An 18,642-nucleotide genomic window follows, 5' to 3' on the forward strand; every position below is an offset into this window, starting at 1 on the left:
CTGTCGCGGACATGAACGCCGGGATTGGCGAAACCGTCGCGGCGGGCGTTCGTCAGCGCGGCGGAGTGGGACCGCATGTTCAACGTCGACGTGCGCTACCCCTTTTTCGGCACGCGGACGGGGGTGCCGACGATGAAGCAGGCAGGTGGTGGCTCGATCATCAACATCCAGTCTATCTACGGCCGTTAGGCGCACCCTGTGCCTATGGGGCTTCCAAGGGCGAGGTACGGCTGTTCAGTATGGCCAGCGCGCCCTATCTCGCCCCTTTCAATATTCGTGTCAATTCGGTTCACCTTGGCGCCATCGAGACGCCGATGACCAAGGACTTGTTGAGCGATCCGGCCGATCACAAATCGCTGCTCGGCACCACTCCAATTGGGCGGGCGGTGCAGCATCAGGAAGTGTCGGCGGTGGTGCTGTTCCGGGGCCTCCGATGAGTCGTCCACCGTCATGGGTGCCGAGTTGGTGGTCGATGGTGGCTACGCCGCGGTCTGACCGCGCTTCAAAGGACGAAACAGGATGTCCGTGATTCAAACGCTGGTCGATGTGCAAGGTCCGGGCTTCCGCGACAACCTTGCACACCACGCGGGCCAGATCGCTCTTCTGCGCGCACGCCTGGCCGAGGTGGCCACCGGCGGGCGCGACGCGCACATCCAGCGCCACCGCGAGCGCGGCAAGCTGCTGGTGCGCGAGCGCATCGACTTCATCGTCGATGACGGTAGCGCCTTCCTGGAACTCTCGCCGCTGGCGGCCTGGGATCAGTATGGCAACGAGGTGCCGGGTGCGGGCATCGTCACCGGCGTCGGGATGGTGGCCGGGCGGCCCTGCATGTTCATTGCCAACGATGCCACCGTCAAGGGCGGCTCGTTCTTCCATGAAACCGTCAAAAAACACATACGGGCGCAGGAGATTGCCCAGCGCCTGCGCGTGCCCTGCCTGTACCTGGTGGATTGCGGCGGCGCCTTTTTGCCGGAGCAGGACCGCGTGTTTCCCGACAAGGACCACTTCGGCAACAGCTTCCACCGCCAGTGCCGCATGTCGCAGGCTGGCCTGCCGCAGCTCTCGGCCGTGTTCGGCGGTTGCACCGCGGGCGGCGCCTACATTCCCGCGCTGTCGGACGAAGTGGTGATGGTGCGCGGTAACGCACGCATTCATCTGGGTGGCCCGTCCATCGTCAAGATCGCGATCAACGAAGTGGTCGACGGCGAAACCCTGGGCGGCGCGGAGATGCACAGCCGTGTCTCCGGTGTCAGCGACCACCTGGCCGAGGACGAGCATCAGGCGCTGGCCATGCTGCGTCAGATCGTCGCCAGCCTGCCGCGCGAGCCGCCCATGGTGCCGCCGCTGCCGCCCAGCGCACCACGTTACGACCCGATTGAGCTCGATGGCGTCGTACCGGTCGACCCCAAACAGCCCTACGACGCGCGCGAAATCATTGCGCGGCTGCTCGACGGCAGCGCTTTCCACGAGTTCAAACCGTTGTGGGGAGATACGCTGGTGACCGGCTTTGGCGCGATCCACGGCCAGCCGGTCGCCATCCTCGCCAACAACGGCGCGCTACTGGCCGAGTCGGCTCTGAAGGGCGCGCATTTCATCGAACTGGCCAACCAGCGCGGAGTACCGCTGCTGTTTTTGCAGAACATCCCCGGCTTCATGGTTGGCACCGAGGCCGAGCGTGGCGGTATTGCAAAGCACAGCGCCAAGATGGTGTATGCCATGGCCTGCGCGCGCGTGCCCAAGCTCACGTTGGTGGTTGGCGGCTCTTATGGCGCCGGCAACTACGGCATGTGCGGCCGCGGCTTTGAGCCCGAATTCCTGTTCGCCTGGCCCAGTGCCAGAGTTGCCACGATGAGCGCCGACATTGCTAGCAACGTGATGGTCGAGCTGGCGCGTTCCAACCTGCGCGGCCCGGCTGATGAGGCGCGGCTGCTGGATATCGAACGCAAGGTACGCGAGCAGTACGCGCGCCAGAGCGATCCCTATTACGCCACCTCCCGGCTGTGGGACGACGGTCTGATCGAACCCTCGGCCTCGCGCGACGTGCTGGGCCTGGCGCTGGCGCTGGCGGCGCGCCGTGCGTTGCCGAGTACGGCAACCCCTGTTTACCGCATGTAAGAGAACCTCTATGAACACCCCCACCTACGAGACCCTGCAACTGGTCGTCGACGCGCGCGGCGTAGCCCGCCTCACGCTCAACCGCCCCGACACTCATAACGCGCTCAACGCCACCCTGATCAGCGAGCTGCGCCGTGCCGTCGATTGGCTGGCCGTAGCGCCGGGCGTGCGCGCGGTGGTGCTCACCGGCACCGGCAAGACCTTTTGCGCCGGTGGTGACCTGGGCTGGATGCAGGACAACATGAAAAAGAGCCGGACCGAGCGCGTGGGCGAAAGCGGCGATCTGGCGCTCATGCTGCGCGCCTTGAACGAGCTGCCTATGCCCGTCATTGGCCGCATCAATGGCCCCGCGTATGGCGGCGGCGTCGGCATGATCTCGGTCTGTGACATCACGATCGCGGTCGATACCGGCATCTACTCGCTGACCGAGGTGCGCCTGGGCCTGCTGCCTGCCAACATCGCGCCCTACGTTGTGGCGCGCATGGGTGAAGCCAACGCCCGGCGCACCTTTCTGACGGCGCGCCGCATGAGCGCGGCAGAGGCGCAGCGCCTGGGCCTGCTCTCAGAAGTGGTGGCGGCCGATCAGCTCGACGCGGCCATTGAACGCGAACTCGCCGACCTGCTGCAGTGCGCGCCCGGCGCGGTGGCGGCCACCAAGAAGCTGGTGGCCTATGTGCAGGCGCACGATCTGCCCACCAACATGATCTACACCGCTGACAAGCTGGCCGACGCCTGGGAAACCGAAGAAGGGCGCGACGGCATTGCAGCCTTTTTTGGCAAGCGGCTGCCGGTGTGGCGGCAGGTCTGAGTGTTGGCATGAAGGCGTGCGACTGATGTTTAACACCCTCCTGATTGCCAATCGCGGGGAGATCGCCTGCCGCATCGCCCGCACCGCGCGCCGCATGGGCTTGCGCACGGTGGCGGTCTATTCCGACGCCGACCGCGAGGCGCTGCACGTGGCCCTGTGCGATACGGCCGTGCGCATCGGAGCGCCGGAGGCCGCGCGCAGCTACCTTGATGCCGCTGCCATCGTGGCCGCGGCGCGTGCCGCCGGTGCGCAGGCCATCCATCCGGGCTACGGCTTTTTGTCGGAAAGCCTGGCCCTGATTGACGCCTGCGAAGCCGTCGGGCTCATTTTTGTGGGCCCCTCGCGCGAAGCGATCCGGCGCATGGGCTCGAAGATCGAATCCAAGCGCATCGCGCTCGGAGCCGGCGTGCCGGTGGTGCCGGGCTACCACGCCGACGACCAGGACTCTGCGGTCTTGCAGGCGGCGGCCGGGGGCATCGGCTACCCGGTGCTGATCAAGGCCTCGGCCGGCGGCGGCGGCAAGGGCATGCGGGTGGTGCGCAGCGCGGCTGACTTCTCGGCCGCGCTGGATACCGTGCGACGCGAAGCGAAGGCTTCGTTCGGCGACGACCGCGTGCTGCTGGAACGCTACCTCGACGAGCCACGCCACCTCGAAGTGCAGTTGCTGGGCGACAAGCACGGGCATCTGGTCCATTTGTTCGAGCGCGAATGTTCGATCCAGCGCAACCACCAGAAAGTGATTGAGGAAGCGCCCGCGCCACACCTGCCTCCCGCCGTGCGCGAGGCCCTGTTTTCGCACGCGCTGACGATCGGGCACGCCATCGGCTACGACAGCACCGGCACCATCGAGTTCATCCACGACAGCCGCAGCGGCGACACCTTCTTCCTGGAAATGAACACCCGGCTGCAGGTCGAGCACCCGGTGACCGAGTTGACGGTCGGTATCGATTTGGTCGAATGGCAGCTGCGGGTGGCCACTGGTGAGCCGCTCGGCTTCGCCCAGCCGGACCTGACGCAGCGCGGCTGCGCGATCGAGGCGCGTGTCTGCGCGGAGAATCCGGCGGCGGGTTTTGCGCCCGAGATCGGCGCCCTGATCGACTACCGCGAGCCGCGCGGCGAGGGCGTTCGGGTCGACAGCGGCGTGCGCAACGGCAGTTACGTTACGCTTTATTACGACTCGATGCTGGCCAAGGTAATTGCCCATGCCGACGACCGGCCGACCGCCGCACGGCGGCTCGCCACGGCATTGGACGACACGGTGCTGCTCGGCGTGCACAGCAACCTCGGTTTTCTGGCCGATCTGCTGCGCCATGACCACTTCGCGCAAGTACTCACCACACATTACATCGAACGCGCCTTTCCCACAGGCTGGCAGCCGCGCACGGACGATGGGCTGGCCATCGCGGCTGCCGCCTTGCACGGCGTGCTGATCAAACAGGCGACGGCCGGGCGCTCGGCCTGGCAGTCGCTCGGGGCCTGGCGCGCGGCCGGCGCTGGGAGTGGCACTGGCAGCACACAGGTGCTGCTCGAAGACGAGCAGCGCTGCGTGCATGAAGTCAGCGTCTCGCCGCAGGGTGACAGCTGGCGTGTGTGCGTCGGCGATCGGGAGTTGACCCTGGCGGCGGTGTTGGCCGGCGACACCCTGGCGTTGCAGCGCGACGGCCTGACGGTTCGCTTCACGGTGGCGGTGGAGCAGCACGCCAAGCAAGGCGAACGCGTGTGGCTCTCTGGCCCGAGCGGCACGTGGGCCTGGCGCCGGCTCGATCGCTGGCAGCGCGCACTCAAGGGCGCGGCGGGTGCCGATGAGCTGGGCGGCAATCTCCTGCTCGCCCCCATGCCCGGTCTGGTGACGCAGGTGCAGGTCAGTGTAGGCATGAGTGTGAACGCGGGCGACACGCTGGTGCAGATGGAAGCTATGAAGATGGTGCATACGCTGAGCGCGGTAGCGCCGGGACGTGTGGCCGAGCTGCGTTGCCGCGTCGGCGACGCGGTGCGCGGTGGTGATGTGCTGGCGATCATGGAAACAATCGAATCCGAGGAAAAGCAATGAACGAGCCGATTTATTTTGACGAGCAACACCGGCAGTTCCGGGACAACCTGCGCCGCTTTGTCGAGCAGGAAGTAGTGCCGCACGCCGCGCTCTGGGAAGATCAGGGCATGGTGCCGCGCGCGCTGCTGCGCAAGATGGGCGAACTGGGCTATCTGGGCATACGCTACGACGAAAAGTACGGCGGCTCGAAACTCGACACCGTGTACAGCGCCATCCTGGCCGAAGAACTCGGCCGTTCCACTTACGGCGGCTTCGCCGTGACGGTGATGGTGCACACCGACATGGCCTCGCCGCACCTGGCCAACTTTGGCACGCCAGAGCAGCTCGCACGCTACCTGCCGCCCATCATCGGTGGCGAGAAGATCTGCGCTGTGGCTGTCACCGAGCCCGATGCCGGCTCCGACGTGGCCGGCATCCGCACACGCGCGGTGCGCGACGGTGAGCACTGGGTCATCAACGGAAGCAAGATGTTCATCACCAACGGCGTGCATGGCGACGTGTACTTTGTCGCCGCCAAGACCGATCCGAGCGCCAAGGGTTCGCGCGGTATCTCGATCTTCATCGTCGAGAAGGGCACCCCGGGTTTTCGGGTCGGGCGTGCGCTCAACAAGAGCGGCTGGCTGTGCAGCGACACCGCCGAGCTGGTGTTCGAGGACTGCCGCGTGCCGTCCGCCAACCTGCTGGGCGAAGAGAACAAGGGCTTCTACCAGATCATGCGCAACTTCCAGAACGAGCGCATGGTGCTAGGTGCGCAGGTGATGGGCGAGGCCGCACGCGCGATCGAGCTGACGCTGGCCTATGTGCGCGAGCGCAAGGCCTTCGGCGCCACGCTGTGGGACAAGCAGGCGATTCGCCAGCGCATGGCCATGCGGGCAGCGCAGGTGGCGGCGGCCCGCCAGTTGGTTTACCACGCGGCCTGGCTGGACGCGCAGGGGCGCGACTGCGTCAAGGAGGTGTCGATGGTCAAGGCGCTGTGCGGCGAGCTGGTCAACGATGTGGTCTATGACTGCCAGCAGTTCCACGGCGGCTTCGGCTACATGCGCGAGGCCGCGATCGAGCGTATGGTGCGCGACGCACGCGTCCAAGCTATCGGTGGCGGTGCCACCGAGGTCATGCTCGAAGAAGTGGCGAAACGGTTGTGAACATGAGCACCTCTCGAGCTACTTCAGTCATTGACGGGTTGGTCGAGCTGCCTCTGAAGGAGGTCCTGCCCGGCATCCTGATGTTCACGCTGCCGGTGGATTATGGCATCGACCACGTCAACATCTACCTGATTCGCGACAGCGAGGGTTGGTGCCTATTCGACACGGGTGCCGATTGCGAGGCGGCGCGGGCCTTGTGGCTGCGCGCATTGGAAGGCCCGCTGGCGGCTGGCTTGACGCGCATCATCGTCTCGCACCACCACCCCGACCACCTCGGGCTGGCGGTGTGGCTGCACGAGCGCACCGGGGCTCCGATCCTGATCCGCGAGGAGGAGGTGGCGGTGGCGCGGCAGACGCACGTGGTCAGCATCGATGACCGCGCTTACTGTATCGACTTCATGTGCCGCCATGGGGTGGCGCCGGAAGATGCGCATCAGGTGGTGGGCGGGGTGTTGCAAAGCAATATGGCCTGTGCCGTGCCGACTCGCGTCGAGCCGCTCGAAGCCGGCCAGACCTTGCACATCGGCGATCATGCTTTCGACGTGCTGGTGCTTGGTGGACACAGCATTGCCCAAATCTGCTTGTACGAGCCCAAGCTGAAATTGCTGCTCACGGGCGACCAGTTGCTCGAGCGCATCACACCCAACATTGGTGTCTGGCCCTATGGCGAAACCGATCCGCTGCCACGTTACCTGGATAGCCTGCGCACCATTGCGGGACTGGACATCGAGTACGTCTTGCCAGCCCACCACGGCGTCTACCACGCCGGGGTCGAGCGCGCGCATGGACTGGTGGCGCACCACCAGAGGGCACTGCGCAAGTTCTTGGCGCGTCTGGGCGAGGGGGGCATGAATGCCACCGAACTCGGCTACGCCGTTTATGGCGCGCAGAGCGACCCGCTGCATGCTTACCTGGCCATGGGCGAAACCCTGGCGCACCTGCTGTGGCTGCAGCGTGCCGGCCATGTGCGCCATGAAGAAACGCCAGCCGCGACCCGCTGGTATCCGGTGACGGCGGCCAGCGAAGAGCCCACCCTCACCTTGTCTGGAGACATGTCGAGATGACAGAAACACACATCATCAAAGAAGAAGAAATCGCCAAGCGATGGCAAAAGTTCGCCCATGTGTCGCCGTATAACCGCGAACTGGGCTTCCTGCCGCACGCGGTGCACACCGACTGGTGCGTGCTCAAAGTCGAGTACCAGGAAGCACTGGTGGGCGATCCGCAGACCAGGGTTTTGCATGGCGGAGTCATCACTGCGCTGCTCGACGCCGCGCTCGGATTCGCGATCTTCGTCAAGCTGCCGGAGATACGGCCGATGGCCACGCTGGACTTGCGCATCGACTACCTCAAGCCCGCCACGCCCGGGCGTGCGATTCTGGGAGGGGCCGTTTGCTACAAGCTGACTGCAGAACTGGCGTTCGTCCGAGGCGCTGCTTACCACGACACGCCGGACGACCCAATTGCCACCGCCGTCGGCATTTACATGTTTACTTCCGGGCGACCGGTATTGCGCAACGAGGATGTGCCACGATGAAATGGACCGAACAAATTGACCATGCGCGCGCCCAGGGTGACTGGAGCGAAGTGATCCGGGCGGTGCCCTTTGCGCGTTTTCTGGACTTGCGCATCGATGTCAAGGGCGAGGAGTTCACCTGCGTCCTACCATTCCAGGAAAAACTGATAGGCAACCCCATCCTGCCGGCTCTGCATGGCGGAGCCACCGGGGGGTTTCTGGAGTGCGCCGGATTGTTCTACCTGCTGTGGCACATGGACAGCCGGGACTTGCCCAAGACCATCGATTTCAACATTGATTACCTGCGCTCGGGCCGTCCGCAGGACACCTATGCCAACGTCGTGATGGTCAAGCTGGGCCAGCGTGTGGCGAATCTGCGCATCCAGGCATGGCAATCCAGCCCCGATAAGCCCATCGCCCTTGGCCACGGCAATTTCATGCTGCGTGCCTGAGCTCATTACGAAGGAGACAAATCCATGAGCCAATCTGTTTACAAATCCGTGTTTCGCCCCGGCCTCTTTGCCGGTCAGACGGTGATCGTCACCGGCGGTGGCAGCGGCATCGGCCGCTGCACTGCGCACGAGTTGTCCAACCTGGGCGCCAGCGTGGCGCTGGTGGGCCGCAAGATCGAGAAGCTGCAGGCGGTGCAGGCCGAGATCGAAGCGGCGGGTGGCAAAGCCAGCATCCATGTCTGCGACATCCGCGACGAGCCGGGCGTCAAGGACCTGGTTGCCGACGTGATTGCGCAGCACGGCCGGATCGATGGCCTGGTCAACAACGCCGGCGGCCAGTACCCGCAGCCGGTCAAGGACATCAGCCTCAAGGGCTGGGAGGCGGTGGTGCGCAGCAACCTGACCGGAGGCTTTCTAGTCTCCCGCGAGGTCTACACGCAGTGGATGGAGGCGCACGGCGGCTCCATCGTCAACATCATCGCCGACATGTGGATGGGCATGCCCACCATGGGACACAGCGGCGCCGCGCGCGCCGGCATGCTGTCGTTCACCGAAACGGCGGCCTGCGAATGGGGCGAGTCGGGCGTGCGCGTCAACGCGGTGGCGCCGGGCTTTGTGGCCAGCAGCGGCTTTGACACCTACGAACCCGAGATGCAGGCCAAGTTCCGCATTTTGATGAAGAGTGTGCCGCTGCAGCGCTATGGCACCGAGGCCGAAGTATCGGCGGCCATCGTGTTCCTGCTGTCCGAGGCGGCGGCCTACATCACCGGCTCCTTCATCCGCGTCGATGGCGGTGTGCCCAATGCCCGTCAGACCTGGAAGCTGAAGCCGACGGATCGCTCCAAACCCTTCAACGGCTTTGCCCTGGCCAAGCCGCCGAAGTGCCTGAGCGCCAAGGATGAATGACATGGACGCGACGACGCAAACCACAAACACGAACGATCCGTCGGCTTATCTCGCGCCCGGCCGCTACGTGGACAGCGATCACCCGGCGGTGATCGCGTTCGCGCGCCGGGTGGCCGACCCCGGCCTGACGCCGCGCGAGATCGCGGTCAAGCTCTATTACGCCGTGCGCGACGAGTTTCTCTACGACCCCTACTACTTTGACACCACGGTCGAGGGCTTGAAGGGCAGCCACGTGATCGAGGCTGGGCGTGGCTTTTGCGTGCCCAAGGCGGCGTTGCTGGCAGCGGCTGCCCGTGTGCTGGGCGTGCCGGCACGGGTGGGCTATGCCGACGTTCGCAACCACCTGACCAGCAAACGCCTGCAAGACCTGATGGGCACCGACTTGTTTGTCTTTCATGGCTACACCGAGCTGTGGGTCGACGGCCAGTGGCTCAAGGCAACGCCCGCTTTCAACCGCTCCTTGTGCGAGAAAGCCGGTATCCACCCGTTGGAGTTCGACGGCAGCGCCGATTCGGTCTTTCATGAATTTGATGTCAGCGGCCGACGTCACATGGAGTATGTGCAGGACCGCGGCGCCTACGCCGATCTGCCGCGCGAGGAACTGCTGGCCACGTGGCGCGAGCACTACAAGAGCTTCGCCGACTGGGGTCAGGTTGCAGGCAATGGTGCCGACTTTGAACAAGAAGTGGGCTCGGGATCGTGATCACCATGAAGTGAGTTGACAAAATTTTTAAACAGCCAAAAAGAGATAGCCATGAACCTGAGCAAATCGAAATTCGCAAACGCGTTGAGCGATCCTCGGTCGGGGCTTCAGCTTCGGCTGCCAAACGTGCGGGCAACCCTGCAAACTGTGCAGGTTATTGCCGCGCTTTGTGTGACGCTGTTGGGGACCGGGCTTGCGCGAGCAGAGACTGGCGTAACAGCACAGACCGTCCTGATCGGTCAGAGTGTGTCGCTGACCGGGCCGCTTGCAGAAATCGGCAACGATTTCAGCGAAGGTTTCAAGGCGTACATCGACGAGGTGAACCGCCGTGGCGGGGTCTTCGGCCGCCGGTTGAAGCTCGTGCTAATGGACGACGGGTATGTTCCCCAACGATCACTGGCCAATACCGAAAAATTGATTGGTGAGGACAAGGTATTCGCGCTGGTCGGGAACCTGGGAACGGCCAATGTCACCGGTGTGCTGCCGCTACTGGAGCAACACCGTGTGCCATTGTTTGCGCCGTTCACGGGAGCAGACAGCCTGCGCCGCACGCCGAACCGGTATCTGTTCACCGTGATGGCTTCGTACGGTAGTGAAACAGAAAAAATGGTTCAGCATTTGACGACGACAGGGATCAAGTCCATCGCCGTCGCATACCTGAACAACGCTTTCGGACAGGAGGGGCTTGCGGGCGTGCAGGCGGCTATGAAGGACCGACAAGTAGCCCCGATAGCGAGTGCGGCGATTGCGACGGACGCTCGGGACGCCGCAGTTGCGGCGCAAACAATTGCTCTCGCGCGACCGCAAGCGGTCATTTTGACGACGGCCGGCAAGGCGACGATCGAATTCATTCGCGAGTTTAAGAAGACCGGAGTAGCAGCACAACTGCTGCTGCTGTCGGTGGCGGACACCAATCTCCTGGTCAATCAGTTCGGCAAGGACGCGACTGGCATCATCGTCACCCAGACGATGCCGGCGCCGTTCTCCAACAAGCTCGGCGTGTCGCGCGAATTCAACAAACTGATGAATTCCAACGGCAAGGACAAGCACGTCGGCTATGCATCCATGACGGGGTTTGTTTCGGCCAAAGCCTTCGTTGAAGCGCTCCGGCTCACAGGGCCGGACTTGACCCGTGAGAAGTTCATGAGCGCCATCGAAAGTGCAAAAAACATGGATCTTGGGGGCTATGTCTTGCGTTTTGGTCCGGAAAAGCATCATGGTTCGACCTATGTCGAGATGACCATGATCAAGCCCGGCGGCTCGCTATTTGTCTACTGAAATGAAGAAACAAACCTTCCACATGAGCGTTACTGAGCGGCGAGAGTTTTTTGCTTTCGACGGGGGAGCCCTCGTCGCTGAGGTGTATGGCCCGGTCGGCGCTCCAGCGGTGTTGCTGCTGCACGGTGGCGGGCAAACCCGCCATGCCTGGGGCAAGGCGGCGCAGGTGCTGGGCGATGCCGGCTGGTACACCGTGGCGCTGGACTTGCCGGGCCACGGCGACAGTGCCTGGGCCACGGATGGCGACTACCGCATCGAGACGCTGGCCGACACCATGTGCTGCATCTGGCGCGAACTGGGCACGCCGCTGGCGGTGGTCGGCGCTTCACTGGGCGGCCTCATCAGCATGGCCGCAGTCGGCCGCGTCGATGCGCCGCCGATCAACGCGCTGGTGCTGGTGGACATTGCGCCGCGCATGGAAGAAGCCGGTGTCGAGCGCATCGTCAGTTTCATGCGGGCGCGGCCCGATGGTTTTGCGTCGCTGGAAGAAGCCGCGCAACACATCGCTGACTACCGTGGGCGGCCAATGGAAGGACCGATCGAGGGCCTGAAGAAGAACCTGCGTATGAATGTGCAAGGCCGCTGGAATTGGCATTGGGACCCGCAACTGATGAGCGAGGCCAACCACAACCACCGGCGCGACGCGGAGGGCTACGAGCGCGCCTTGCGCGGTCTGCAGGCGCCCACCCTGCTGCTGCGCGGCCAACGCAGCGACGTGATCAGCGAAGAAGATGCGCGCGCCCTGGTGCAAACCCTGCCGCGGGCGCGCTTTGTCGACCTCAAGGGCGCCGGCCACATGATCGCCGGTGATGCCAACGACGCCTTCGCCGCCAGCGTGGCGGCGTTTCTGCACGAAGTAATGCCGCCGGCGCCACCTCCGGCGAGTCGAAGCTGAATCTGAACGAGGAGCATGGAATGAGTTTGCGATCTTTTACGCTGCACGATCTCATCAAGCGCAACGCGCGTTTGTACGGATCGAACACCGCCCTGGTGTTCGGCGATCAGCGGGTCACGCACGCCCAGTATGCCGAGCGCACGGCGCGCCTGGCGGCTGGTCTGGCGGCCGCAGGCGTGGGCCAGGGTGACCGGCTGGCGATACTGGCCCCCAACTGCCTGGAATATGTCGACCTGTTCGGCGCAGCCGCCCAGTTGGGCGTGATCGTGGTGCCGATCAACTGGCGGCTGTCGGCCGAGGAGGTGGCCTATGTCATCGAGGACGTGGCGCCGCGGGTGCTGATCGTCGCCGATGAGTTCCAGGCCCTGCTGCCGCAGAGCGGCCTGGACGACAAGCTGCGCTACACGCTGGGCGTCGCGCCAGCGCCCTTGCAACCCGTCAGCGCCTTGTATCTCGATCGCACCGTGCCGCCCGCCGATCTGAATGACGATGAGGGGCTCGTCATCATCCACACCGCCGCCGTGGGCGGGCGGCCGCGCGGCGCGCTGCTCTCGCACCGCGGCCTGATCGCCGCCAGCCTGCAGACGCAACTGGCCTGGCAGTTGACCACTTCAGATGTCAATCTGGGCGTCTTGCCGCTGTTTCACGTGGCCGCCATCGGCTTCATGCTGGCCACGCAGCAGGCGGGCGGGGCGACGCTGCTGCTGACACGTTTCGATCCGCCCAGCCTGGTCAAGCATATCGACGAGGACGGCGGCAGCCTGATCGGCACCTTCCCGCCGATGCTGGGCGCCCTGCTGGACGCCGCAGCGGCCCAGGGCTCGGCACTGGACAGCCTGCGCGTGGTGTCGGGAATCGACGTGCCCGAGACCATCGCGCGCTTGCGCACCACCTGCCCCCAGGCGACTTTCTGGAGTGCCTACGGCCAGACCGAGACCTCGGGCTCGGTCAGTCTGGCGCCATTTGACGAGCGCCCCGGCAGCGCCGGGCGGCCCACCGCGCTGAACACGGTCGCAGTGGTGGACGAACTGGACCGCCCGTTGCCCACCGGCGCCACCGGCGAGATCGTGGTGCGGGGTCCGATGGTGTTCCAGGGCTACTGGCGCTGCGAAGCAGACAACGCTTTCGCGCTGCGCAACGGCTGGCACCACACGGGCGACATGGGGCGCATCGATGCCGAGGGCTACCTTTGGTACAGCGGGCGTTCACCGGCCAAGGAGTTGATCAAGCCGGGGGGCGAGAACGTCTATCCGGCTGAAGTCGAGCGGGCCATTCTGGAGCACCCGGCGCTGGCGCAGGTGGTGGTCCTCGGTGTGCCGGACGTTCAGTGGGGCGAGGCGGTCAAGGCGGTCTGCGTGCTGAAGGCAGGGTGCACGCTGAGTGCCGAGGAGTTGATCGAGTTTGTGGGCGGTCGCATCGCACGCTACAAAAAACCCAAGCACGTGGTGTTTGTACCGGCACTCCCCTTGGGCGGTGCCGATAGCATTGACCGCGCGGCCGTCAAGGCCGCGCACGGTGGCGCCTGATGGCCATGTCAGCCCGGTGTACTCAAACCGCCGTTGACGCTCAGGGTCTGGCCGGTGATGGCATCGGACTCCGGTCCGGCCAAGAACGCCGCCGCGTTGGCGATGTCCTGGCAGTGCACGGGGAACAGCATGCGCTTGCGCAGGTTCTCGATCATGCCCTTGCCGTGACCGCCTTCGAGCGCTGGCGAGCCCGGGCCCCAGCGCGGCTCGGCATCCCAGATGTAGCTCATCGCCACCGCGTTGACCCGAATGCCGTCGCGCCCCAGTTCACGCGCCAGCACGCGGCACATCTGCATCATGCCGGCGGTGGCGCCGCCAATGAAGGATTCGCCGACCGTGGCCACGCGGCCCGCGTCGGTGCCAACCGCGACGATCTTGCCGCGGCCGTGCAGTGCCATGACGCGGGCGGCAGCCTGGATCGCAAATGCGCGGGTGAGCCAGTGGGCGCGGATGTAGTTGTCGAAGTCGCCGTTGCTCATTTCCTTGAAAAGGCGAAAGGACGGCGAGTCGGCACTGGCGCCTGCGCCGCTGGCCACCAGGATGTCAAGGCGACCGTGGCGCTCGGCAACTCGATCCACCATGGCACGAACCGCGTCGCTATGGGTCAGGTCGGCTTGTTCAAACGCGGCGCAGTAGCCGTTCGCAGCGATCTCGTTGATCACTGCCTGTCCGGCTTCGGGATTGCGGCCGTTGACGATCACGTGCGCGCCGCGCCGCGCCAACTCCAGCGCAATGGCACGACCGATGAAGGCCGTGGCACCGGTGACGAGGGCGATCTGGCCCTGAAGTTGACCGCCAAGCAAGGGTGCTGGGTTCATCCGCTGTTCTCCTGCGCTAGACGACATAAAAACCCAATTATGTCAAAACAGCGGGCCAGGCCGATAGAAGGATTGCCCGCAGAGAACCACTTTCATCCATCACCACCCATCAATCACCGGACTTCAAAATGGCCAACCTGACCGACAGCGCCAAGTCGCATCATTTCAAGACGCACCGACGCACCATCACCGAAACCGACATCGTCACCTTCGTCAATGTGGTCGGCTTGCATGAACCATTTTTTATCGACATGGAGTACATCCGGGAGAACATGACCGGATCGCATCGCAGCCGCTTTGCGCCCGGCCCGATGGTCATTTCGCTCGGCATGGGGCTGCTGGCAACCTATGTGTCCGAAATCATCAAGCAGGTGCTAGAAGGGCGCGAGGTTGGCCCGTTCGGCGGTATGACCGGCGTACAGGCACGCCTGCGCGGTGCGCTGTTTCCGGGCGACACCATTCATGTCGAAGGGGAGGCCCGACTGCTCCCCACGACCTCGCGCGGCTATACCCTGATGGAGTTGCAACATTTGGTGATCAATCAGCGTGGCGAAACCATTGCCGACTTCACTGAAACCATTACTTTTTTGCCTGCTGCTCCGGCTCCATGAATTTTGAACTTTCGTGAGTCGTTTGCCTGTGGCAGCCCGTCCACGACTCGCGACGTCAAATGGCCGGATCAATAGTACAGACCGCACAGACCGGGATATCCAACACCAGGAGATTTCTACATATGACAAAACGAGAAGCTGTGATCGTCGGCGTTGCCGACCTGCCACTGAAGGACGGCAAGGTCCTTGCGCCCATGTCGGTCCTGCAGGCCCAGGCGCTGGTCGCCCGCGACGCCTTGAAGGACGCCGGCATCGCCATGCACGAAGTCGATGGGTTGCTGACCGCCGGTATGTGGGGGGTGCCCGGCCCGGGCCAGTTGCCGACCGTGACGCTGTCGGAGTACCTGGGGATTACGCCGCGCTTCGTCGACGGCACCAACATCGGCGGCTCGGCCTTCGAGGCGCATGTGGCGCATGCCGCCACCGCCATCGAGGCTGGCCGCTGCGAGGTGGCGCTGATCACTTACGGTAGCCTGCAGAAGAGCGAGATGAGCCGAAACCTCGCCGGGCGCTCGGCGGTGCTGACCATGCAGTACGAAACCCCCTGGGGCATGCCCACGCCGGTGGGCGGCTATGCGATGGCGGCCAAGCGCCACATGCACGAATATGGCACCACCTCCGAGCAGCTGGCCGAGATCGCGGTGGCCACGCGCAAGTGGGCGGCGCTCAATCCGGCGGCCACCATGCGCGAGCCGCTGTCGATCGAGGATGTGCTCCAGAGCACGATGATCTCCGACCCGCTGCACCTGCTCGATATCTGTCTGGTCACCGACGGTGGTGGCGCGGTGGTCATGACCACCGCCGAGCACGCCAAGGCGCTCGGTCGCAAGCCGGTGTTCGTGCGCGGTTACGGCGAATCACACACCCACTGGACCATCGCCGCCATGGCCGACCTAGCGCGCCTGACGGCCGCCGAAGTGGCCGGTCGGGACGCCTTTGCCATGGCGGGCATCCGGCATGACGCCATTGACGTGGTTGAGGTCTATGACTCGTTCACCATCACCGTGCTGCTGACGCTCGAAGCGCTGGGCTTTTGCAAGCGTGGCGAGGGTGGAGCCTTTGTCGCCAACCAGCGCACCGCGCCGGGCGGTGTATTCCCGCTTAACACCAACGGCGGCGGTCTGTCTTACGCACACCCAGGCATGTACGGCATCTTCCTGCTGATCGAGGCGGTGCGCCAGTTGCGCGGTGAATGCGGCCCGCGCCAGATTCAGGACGCCGTGACCGCCCTGGTCCACGGCACCGGCGGCACGCTCTCCAGCGGTGCCACTTGCATTCTCTCCACCCGGTGAACACCATGTACGACAAACCCCTGCCCGTCATCGATGGCGAGAGCCGCTCCTATTGGGACGCCCTGAAACAACATCGCCTGACACTCAAGCGCTGCCATGACTGTGGCAAGCACCATTTCTATCCGCGCGTCCTGTGCCCGCACTGCCATTCCGACGCCGTCGAATGGGTCGATGCGCGCGGCACCGGCACCATTTACAGCTACACCATCGCGCGTCGGCCGGCCGGTCCGGCCTTCAAGGCCGACACCCCCTACGTGGTGGCGGTGATCGACCTCGACGAGGGCGCGCGCATGATGACCAACATCGTCACCGACGATGTGGAGGCGGTGCGCATCGGCCAGCGTGTGACGGTGCAGTACGACGATGTGACCGACGAGGTCACGCTGCCGAAGTTCCGGCAGTTGTAGCGCCGAGGTTTCCCATATGGACTTCACCATCGATCCCGATACCGTGGCGATTGCCGAGGCAGTGCTGCGCTTCGTGGAACGCGAAGTGCTGCCGCTGCAGCAGCGCCACCACGACCTGCTGGGCAGCGAACGCAGCTTGTTCGATGCCAGCGGTCGTTATGTGCCCGAGGCGCTGGCGCTGCGCCAGCAGGTGCGCAGGCGCTCGGCCGAGTTGGGTTTTTACACTCTGTTTGGCGACGAAACACTGGGCGGCGGCGGGCAGGGCGCGCAGGTCATGGCCCATGTGCAGGAGGTGCTCAACCACCGCGTGGGTCCGGCCCAGCCTCTTGTGCAGACGGTGGTGCTGCCATCGCCCTTCACCAACGGTCTGTCGCCGGTGCTGCGGCACCTGAAGCCGGACATCTTCGCGCAATACCGCGATCGCATCGCCAGCGGCGACAAGACCCTGTGCTTTGGTCTGAGCGAGCCCGATGCAGGCTCCGATGTATTCGGCATGCGAACCCGCGCCGTGCGCGACGGTGACGAATGGGTGCTCACCGGCACCAAGCAGTGGATCACCAACTCGCCCTACGCCGATTACGCCATGGTGTTCGCGCTGACCGACCCCGAAGCCGCGGCGCGCCACAAGGGCGGCGTCACCGGTTTCTTCGTCGACACGCGCGTGCCCGGTTTTTCCGTGCCGCGCATCATCAACACCATGGGCCACCTGGGCGGCGACACCGGCGTCATCGTGCTCGACGGCGTGCGTGTGCGCGACGACCACCGACTCGGCGAAGTCGGGCGCGGACTGGCGGTGGCCATGGACGGCGTCAACGCCGGGCGCATGGGCATGGCGGCATCTTGCCTGGGCCTGGCCCGATGGGCGCTGGACCAAGCTGTGGACTATGCCAAGGTGCGAAATACCTTTGGCGTGCCCATTGCCGAGCACCAGGCCATCCAGCTCATGCTGGCCGACAGCGCCATGGACATCTACGCCGCCAAGACCATGATCCAGAACTGTGCCTGGCGCCTGGACAGCGGCCGCGCCGTCACCGCGCAGGTCAGCATGGTCAAGGCATTTTCGACCGAGATGCTGGGGCGCGTGATGGACCGCAGCATCCAGATCCACGGCGGCATGGGCCTGGCCAACGAACTGCGCCTGGAAGAGGGCTACCGCTTCGCCCGCGTGATGCGCATACCCGACGGTACGGGCGAAATCCAGCGCCGCACCGTCGCGCGCCAGTTGCTGACTGGACAGGCCGACCTGTAGGCTGTGTGGATCCTCTGCAATGCCCAACCCGGAGGCAGATTGACATGATGAAAAAGCACGAAATGAAGGAACACGAACTGTTTGCGGGAGGCCATCGGCTGGCAGCCACCACCTGGGGTGATGTGGGCAACGGGCAGCCGAGCATCGTGATGATGCATGGCGGGCTGGACTGCATCACCACCTGGAAAGATCTGCCTCAGGGGTTGGCCGAAGCCAGCGGCTGGCCGGTGCTGGCCTATGACCGGTATGGTTATGGGCGATCCGAGCGTCTGGTGGGTGGGCGCGAGCCCAGTTACCGGCGTGAAGAGGCCGGGCCGGTGCTTGGCGAGGTGTTGCGCCACTTCGGAATCCAAGAGGCGTTGATGTTCGGCCACAGTGATGGAGGAGCCATGTCGGTGCTGGCTGCGGCGGCGCATCCTGAGCTGGTATGCGGCGTTCTGGCTTGCTCGCCAACCATGGCTGTGGATCAGTTCATGGTGGATGCAATGGCCGTCGCGCGGCGCGCGTTTGAGCAAGACGGCCTGCGTGAAAAACTTCGGCGCCACCATGGCGACAACACCGACACCATGTTCTGGGGCTGGTACGAGCCCTGGGCCAGCCCGCAAGCACTTCAATGGGACATGAGCGTCGAGCTTGCCGCAGTGCGTTGTCCGGTCTCCGTGTTGTTCGGCAATGACGATGAATATGGCTGGCGGCCCAGCGCGATTGCCTTGGTTCGCCACGGTCTGATGCCGCTTGAAGTGACGGCGCTACCTGGAGTTGGTCACCATCCGCAGCAGCGGGCCCGTGGGGAGACCAGGAGCATGTTGCAGCGCTTGGTTTGCCGCATTGGGCGCAGCCCTTCCGCGGAGAGCAAAACCGCCGACCAGTGAGG

Annotated in this window: 20 protein-coding genes; 19 read left to right on the top strand and 1 reads right to left on the bottom strand. The window is 64.6% G+C overall.

What is annotated here, in order from left to right; genetic code table 11:
- Positions 1-75 precede the first annotated feature (75 nt).
- From J2X09_RS21190 to J2X09_RS21255, 14 genes are all read left to right on the top strand, one after another.
- On the top strand, positions 76-189 hold the full coding sequence (locus J2X09_RS21190) for a hypothetical protein (RefSeq protein ID WP_291470069.1): 114 nt from the start codon (positions 76-78) through the stop codon (positions 187-189).
- Between the two features lie 50 nt (positions 190-239).
- Positions 240-437 carry an SDR family oxidoreductase gene (locus J2X09_RS21195; RefSeq protein ID WP_056278186.1) on the top strand — a complete coding sequence of 66 codons (198 nt, stop codon included), beginning with the start codon at positions 240-242 and terminating at the stop codon, positions 435-437.
- A gap of 82 nt (positions 438-519) precedes the next feature.
- Positions 520-2,115, top strand: a complete 1,596-nt coding sequence (locus J2X09_RS21200; protein WP_204734778.1) for an acyl-CoA carboxylase subunit beta — start codon at positions 520-522, stop codon at positions 2,113-2,115.
- Positions 2,116-2,125: 10 nt separating this feature from the next.
- The gene (locus tag J2X09_RS21205) at positions 2,126-2,923 is read left to right on the top strand and encodes a crotonase/enoyl-CoA hydratase family protein (protein ID WP_069047281.1); all 798 of its coding nucleotides are present in this window, start codon (positions 2,126-2,128) and stop codon (positions 2,921-2,923) included.
- Positions 2,924-2,948: 25 nt separating this feature from the next.
- The gene (locus J2X09_RS21210) at positions 2,949-4,973 is read left to right on the top strand and encodes an ATP-binding protein (protein ID WP_204734777.1); all 2,025 of its coding nucleotides are present in this window, start codon (positions 2,949-2,951) and stop codon (positions 4,971-4,973) included.
- The gene (locus tag J2X09_RS21215) at positions 4,970-6,115 is read left to right on the top strand and encodes an acyl-CoA dehydrogenase family protein (protein WP_056278176.1); all 1,146 of its coding nucleotides are present in this window, start codon (positions 4,970-4,972) and stop codon (positions 6,113-6,115) included. Before J2X09_RS21210 ends, J2X09_RS21215 begins: the two co-directional genes overlap by 4 nt.
- 2 nt (positions 6,116-6,117) lie before the next feature.
- Positions 6,118-7,179 (top strand): MBL fold metallo-hydrolase, encoded by a 1,062-nt coding sequence (locus J2X09_RS21220; protein ID WP_204734776.1) that lies wholly within the window; start codon positions 6,118-6,120, stop codon positions 7,177-7,179.
- On the top strand, positions 7,176-7,652 hold the full coding sequence (locus tag J2X09_RS21225) for a PaaI family thioesterase (RefSeq protein ID WP_204734775.1): 477 nt from the start codon (positions 7,176-7,178) through the stop codon (positions 7,650-7,652). Before J2X09_RS21220 ends, J2X09_RS21225 begins: the two co-directional genes overlap by 4 nt.
- Positions 7,649-8,083 carry a PaaI family thioesterase gene (locus J2X09_RS21230; protein WP_008905485.1) on the top strand — a complete coding sequence of 145 codons (435 nt, stop codon included), beginning with the start codon at positions 7,649-7,651 and terminating at the stop codon, positions 8,081-8,083. Before J2X09_RS21225 ends, J2X09_RS21230 begins: the two co-directional genes overlap by 4 nt.
- Positions 8,084-8,107: 24 nt before the next feature.
- Entirely contained in the window at positions 8,108-8,989 is an 882-nt protein-coding gene (locus J2X09_RS21235) for an SDR family oxidoreductase (protein WP_008905486.1), read from the top strand.
- 1 nt (position 8,990) lies between these two features.
- Positions 8,991-9,692, top strand: coding sequence for a transglutaminase-like domain-containing protein (locus tag J2X09_RS21240; protein WP_008905487.1), 702 nt, complete (start codon positions 8,991-8,993; stop codon positions 9,690-9,692).
- A gap of 51 nt (positions 9,693-9,743) precedes the next feature.
- A complete protein-coding gene (locus tag J2X09_RS21245) occupies positions 9,744-10,970 on the top strand; it encodes an ABC transporter substrate-binding protein (RefSeq protein ID WP_204734774.1) in 1,227 nt (408 codons plus the stop codon).
- A 22-nt stretch (positions 10,971-10,992) separates the two neighbouring features.
- Positions 10,993-11,865: an alpha/beta fold hydrolase gene (locus tag J2X09_RS21250; RefSeq protein WP_008905489.1), complete on the top strand. Its 873-nt coding sequence runs from the start codon at positions 10,993-10,995 to the stop codon at positions 11,863-11,865.
- 20 nt (positions 11,866-11,885) lie between these two features.
- Entirely contained in the window at positions 11,886-13,391 is a 1,506-nt protein-coding gene (locus tag J2X09_RS21255) for an AMP-binding protein (RefSeq protein ID WP_204734773.1), read from the top strand.
- Positions 13,392-13,399: 8 nt separating this feature from the next.
- On the opposite strand, the gene J2X09_RS21260 is transcribed toward J2X09_RS21255, so the two are convergent.
- A complete protein-coding gene (locus J2X09_RS21260; protein WP_204734772.1) occupies positions 13,400-14,209 on the bottom strand; it encodes an SDR family NAD(P)-dependent oxidoreductase in 810 nt (269 codons plus the stop codon).
- A 128-nt stretch (positions 14,210-14,337) separates the two neighbouring features.
- On the opposite strand from J2X09_RS21260, the gene J2X09_RS21265 reads away from it, so the two are divergent.
- The 5 genes from J2X09_RS21265 (at position 14,338) to J2X09_RS21285 (ending at position 18,640) form a co-directional block, all read left to right on the top strand.
- On the top strand, positions 14,338-14,820 hold the full coding sequence (locus tag J2X09_RS21265; protein ID WP_008905492.1) for a MaoC family dehydratase: 483 nt from the start codon (positions 14,338-14,340) through the stop codon (positions 14,818-14,820).
- Positions 14,821-14,942: 122 nt separating this feature from the next.
- The gene (locus tag J2X09_RS21270; protein ID WP_204734771.1) at positions 14,943-16,112 is read left to right on the top strand and encodes an acetyl-CoA acetyltransferase; all 1,170 of its coding nucleotides are present in this window, start codon (positions 14,943-14,945) and stop codon (positions 16,110-16,112) included.
- A 5-nt stretch (positions 16,113-16,117) separates the two neighbouring features.
- A complete protein-coding gene (locus J2X09_RS21275) occupies positions 16,118-16,519 on the top strand; it encodes a Zn-ribbon domain-containing OB-fold protein (RefSeq protein ID WP_204734770.1) in 402 nt (133 codons plus the stop codon).
- Between the two features lie 16 nt (positions 16,520-16,535).
- The gene (locus J2X09_RS21280) at positions 16,536-17,768 is read left to right on the top strand and encodes an acyl-CoA dehydrogenase family protein (protein ID WP_204734769.1); all 1,233 of its coding nucleotides are present in this window, start codon (positions 16,536-16,538) and stop codon (positions 17,766-17,768) included.
- A 44-nt stretch (positions 17,769-17,812) separates the two neighbouring features.
- Positions 17,813-18,640 (top strand): alpha/beta fold hydrolase, encoded by an 828-nt coding sequence (locus J2X09_RS21285; RefSeq protein ID WP_204734768.1) that lies wholly within the window; start codon positions 17,813-17,815, stop codon positions 18,638-18,640.
- Positions 18,641-18,642 lie beyond the last annotated feature (2 nt).

It is taken from the genome of Hydrogenophaga laconesensis (assembly GCF_031457235.1).
Lineage (GTDB): Bacteria > Pseudomonadota > Gammaproteobacteria > Burkholderiales > Burkholderiaceae_C > Hydrogenophaga > Hydrogenophaga laconesensis.

Bases quoted from the DNA above. Each gene is read 5' to 3' on its own strand.
- J2X09_RS21250 (WP_008905489.1), top strand. From the start codon at position 10,993: ATGAGCGTTACTGAGCGGCGAGAGTTTTTTGCTTTCGACGGGGGAGCC.
- J2X09_RS21195 (WP_056278186.1), top strand. From the start codon at position 240: ATGGCCAGCGCGCCCTATCTCGCCCCTTTCAATATTCGTGTCAATTCG.
- J2X09_RS21280 (WP_204734769.1), top strand. From the start codon at position 16,536: ATGGACTTCACCATCGATCCCGATACCGTGGCGATTGCCGAGGCAGTG.
- J2X09_RS21205 (WP_069047281.1), top strand. From the start codon at position 2,126: ATGAACACCCCCACCTACGAGACCCTGCAACTGGTCGTCGACGCGCGC.
- J2X09_RS21270 (WP_204734771.1), top strand. From the start codon at position 14,943: ATGACAAAACGAGAAGCTGTGATCGTCGGCGTTGCCGACCTGCCACTG.
- J2X09_RS21240 (WP_008905487.1), top strand. From the start codon at position 8,991: ATGGACGCGACGACGCAAACCACAAACACGAACGATCCGTCGGCTTAT.
- J2X09_RS21255 (WP_204734773.1), top strand. From the start codon at position 11,886: ATGAGTTTGCGATCTTTTACGCTGCACGATCTCATCAAGCGCAACGCG.
- J2X09_RS21260 (WP_204734772.1), bottom strand. From the start codon at position 14,209: ATGAACCCAGCACCCTTGCTTGGCGGTCAACTTCAGGGCCAGATCGCC.
- J2X09_RS21275 (WP_204734770.1), top strand. From the start codon at position 16,118: ATGTACGACAAACCCCTGCCCGTCATCGATGGCGAGAGCCGCTCCTAT.
- J2X09_RS21235 (WP_008905486.1), top strand. From the start codon at position 8,108: ATGAGCCAATCTGTTTACAAATCCGTGTTTCGCCCCGGCCTCTTTGCC.
- J2X09_RS21285 (WP_204734768.1), top strand. From the start codon at position 17,813: ATGATGAAAAAGCACGAAATGAAGGAACACGAACTGTTTGCGGGAGGC.
- J2X09_RS21215 (WP_056278176.1), top strand. From the start codon at position 4,970: ATGAACGAGCCGATTTATTTTGACGAGCAACACCGGCAGTTCCGGGAC.
- J2X09_RS21210 (WP_204734777.1), top strand. From the start codon at position 2,949: ATGTTTAACACCCTCCTGATTGCCAATCGCGGGGAGATCGCCTGCCGC.
- J2X09_RS21225 (WP_204734775.1), top strand. From the start codon at position 7,176: ATGACAGAAACACACATCATCAAAGAAGAAGAAATCGCCAAGCGATGG.
- J2X09_RS21220 (WP_204734776.1), top strand. From the start codon at position 6,118: ATGAGCACCTCTCGAGCTACTTCAGTCATTGACGGGTTGGTCGAGCTG.
- J2X09_RS21265 (WP_008905492.1), top strand. From the start codon at position 14,338: ATGGCCAACCTGACCGACAGCGCCAAGTCGCATCATTTCAAGACGCAC.
- J2X09_RS21190 (WP_291470069.1), top strand. From the start codon at position 76: ATGTTCAACGTCGACGTGCGCTACCCCTTTTTCGGCACGCGGACGGGG.
- J2X09_RS21200 (WP_204734778.1), top strand. From the start codon at position 520: ATGTCCGTGATTCAAACGCTGGTCGATGTGCAAGGTCCGGGCTTCCGC.
- J2X09_RS21230 (WP_008905485.1), top strand. From the start codon at position 7,649: ATGAAATGGACCGAACAAATTGACCATGCGCGCGCCCAGGGTGACTGG.
- J2X09_RS21245 (WP_204734774.1), top strand. From the start codon at position 9,744: ATGAACCTGAGCAAATCGAAATTCGCAAACGCGTTGAGCGATCCTCGG.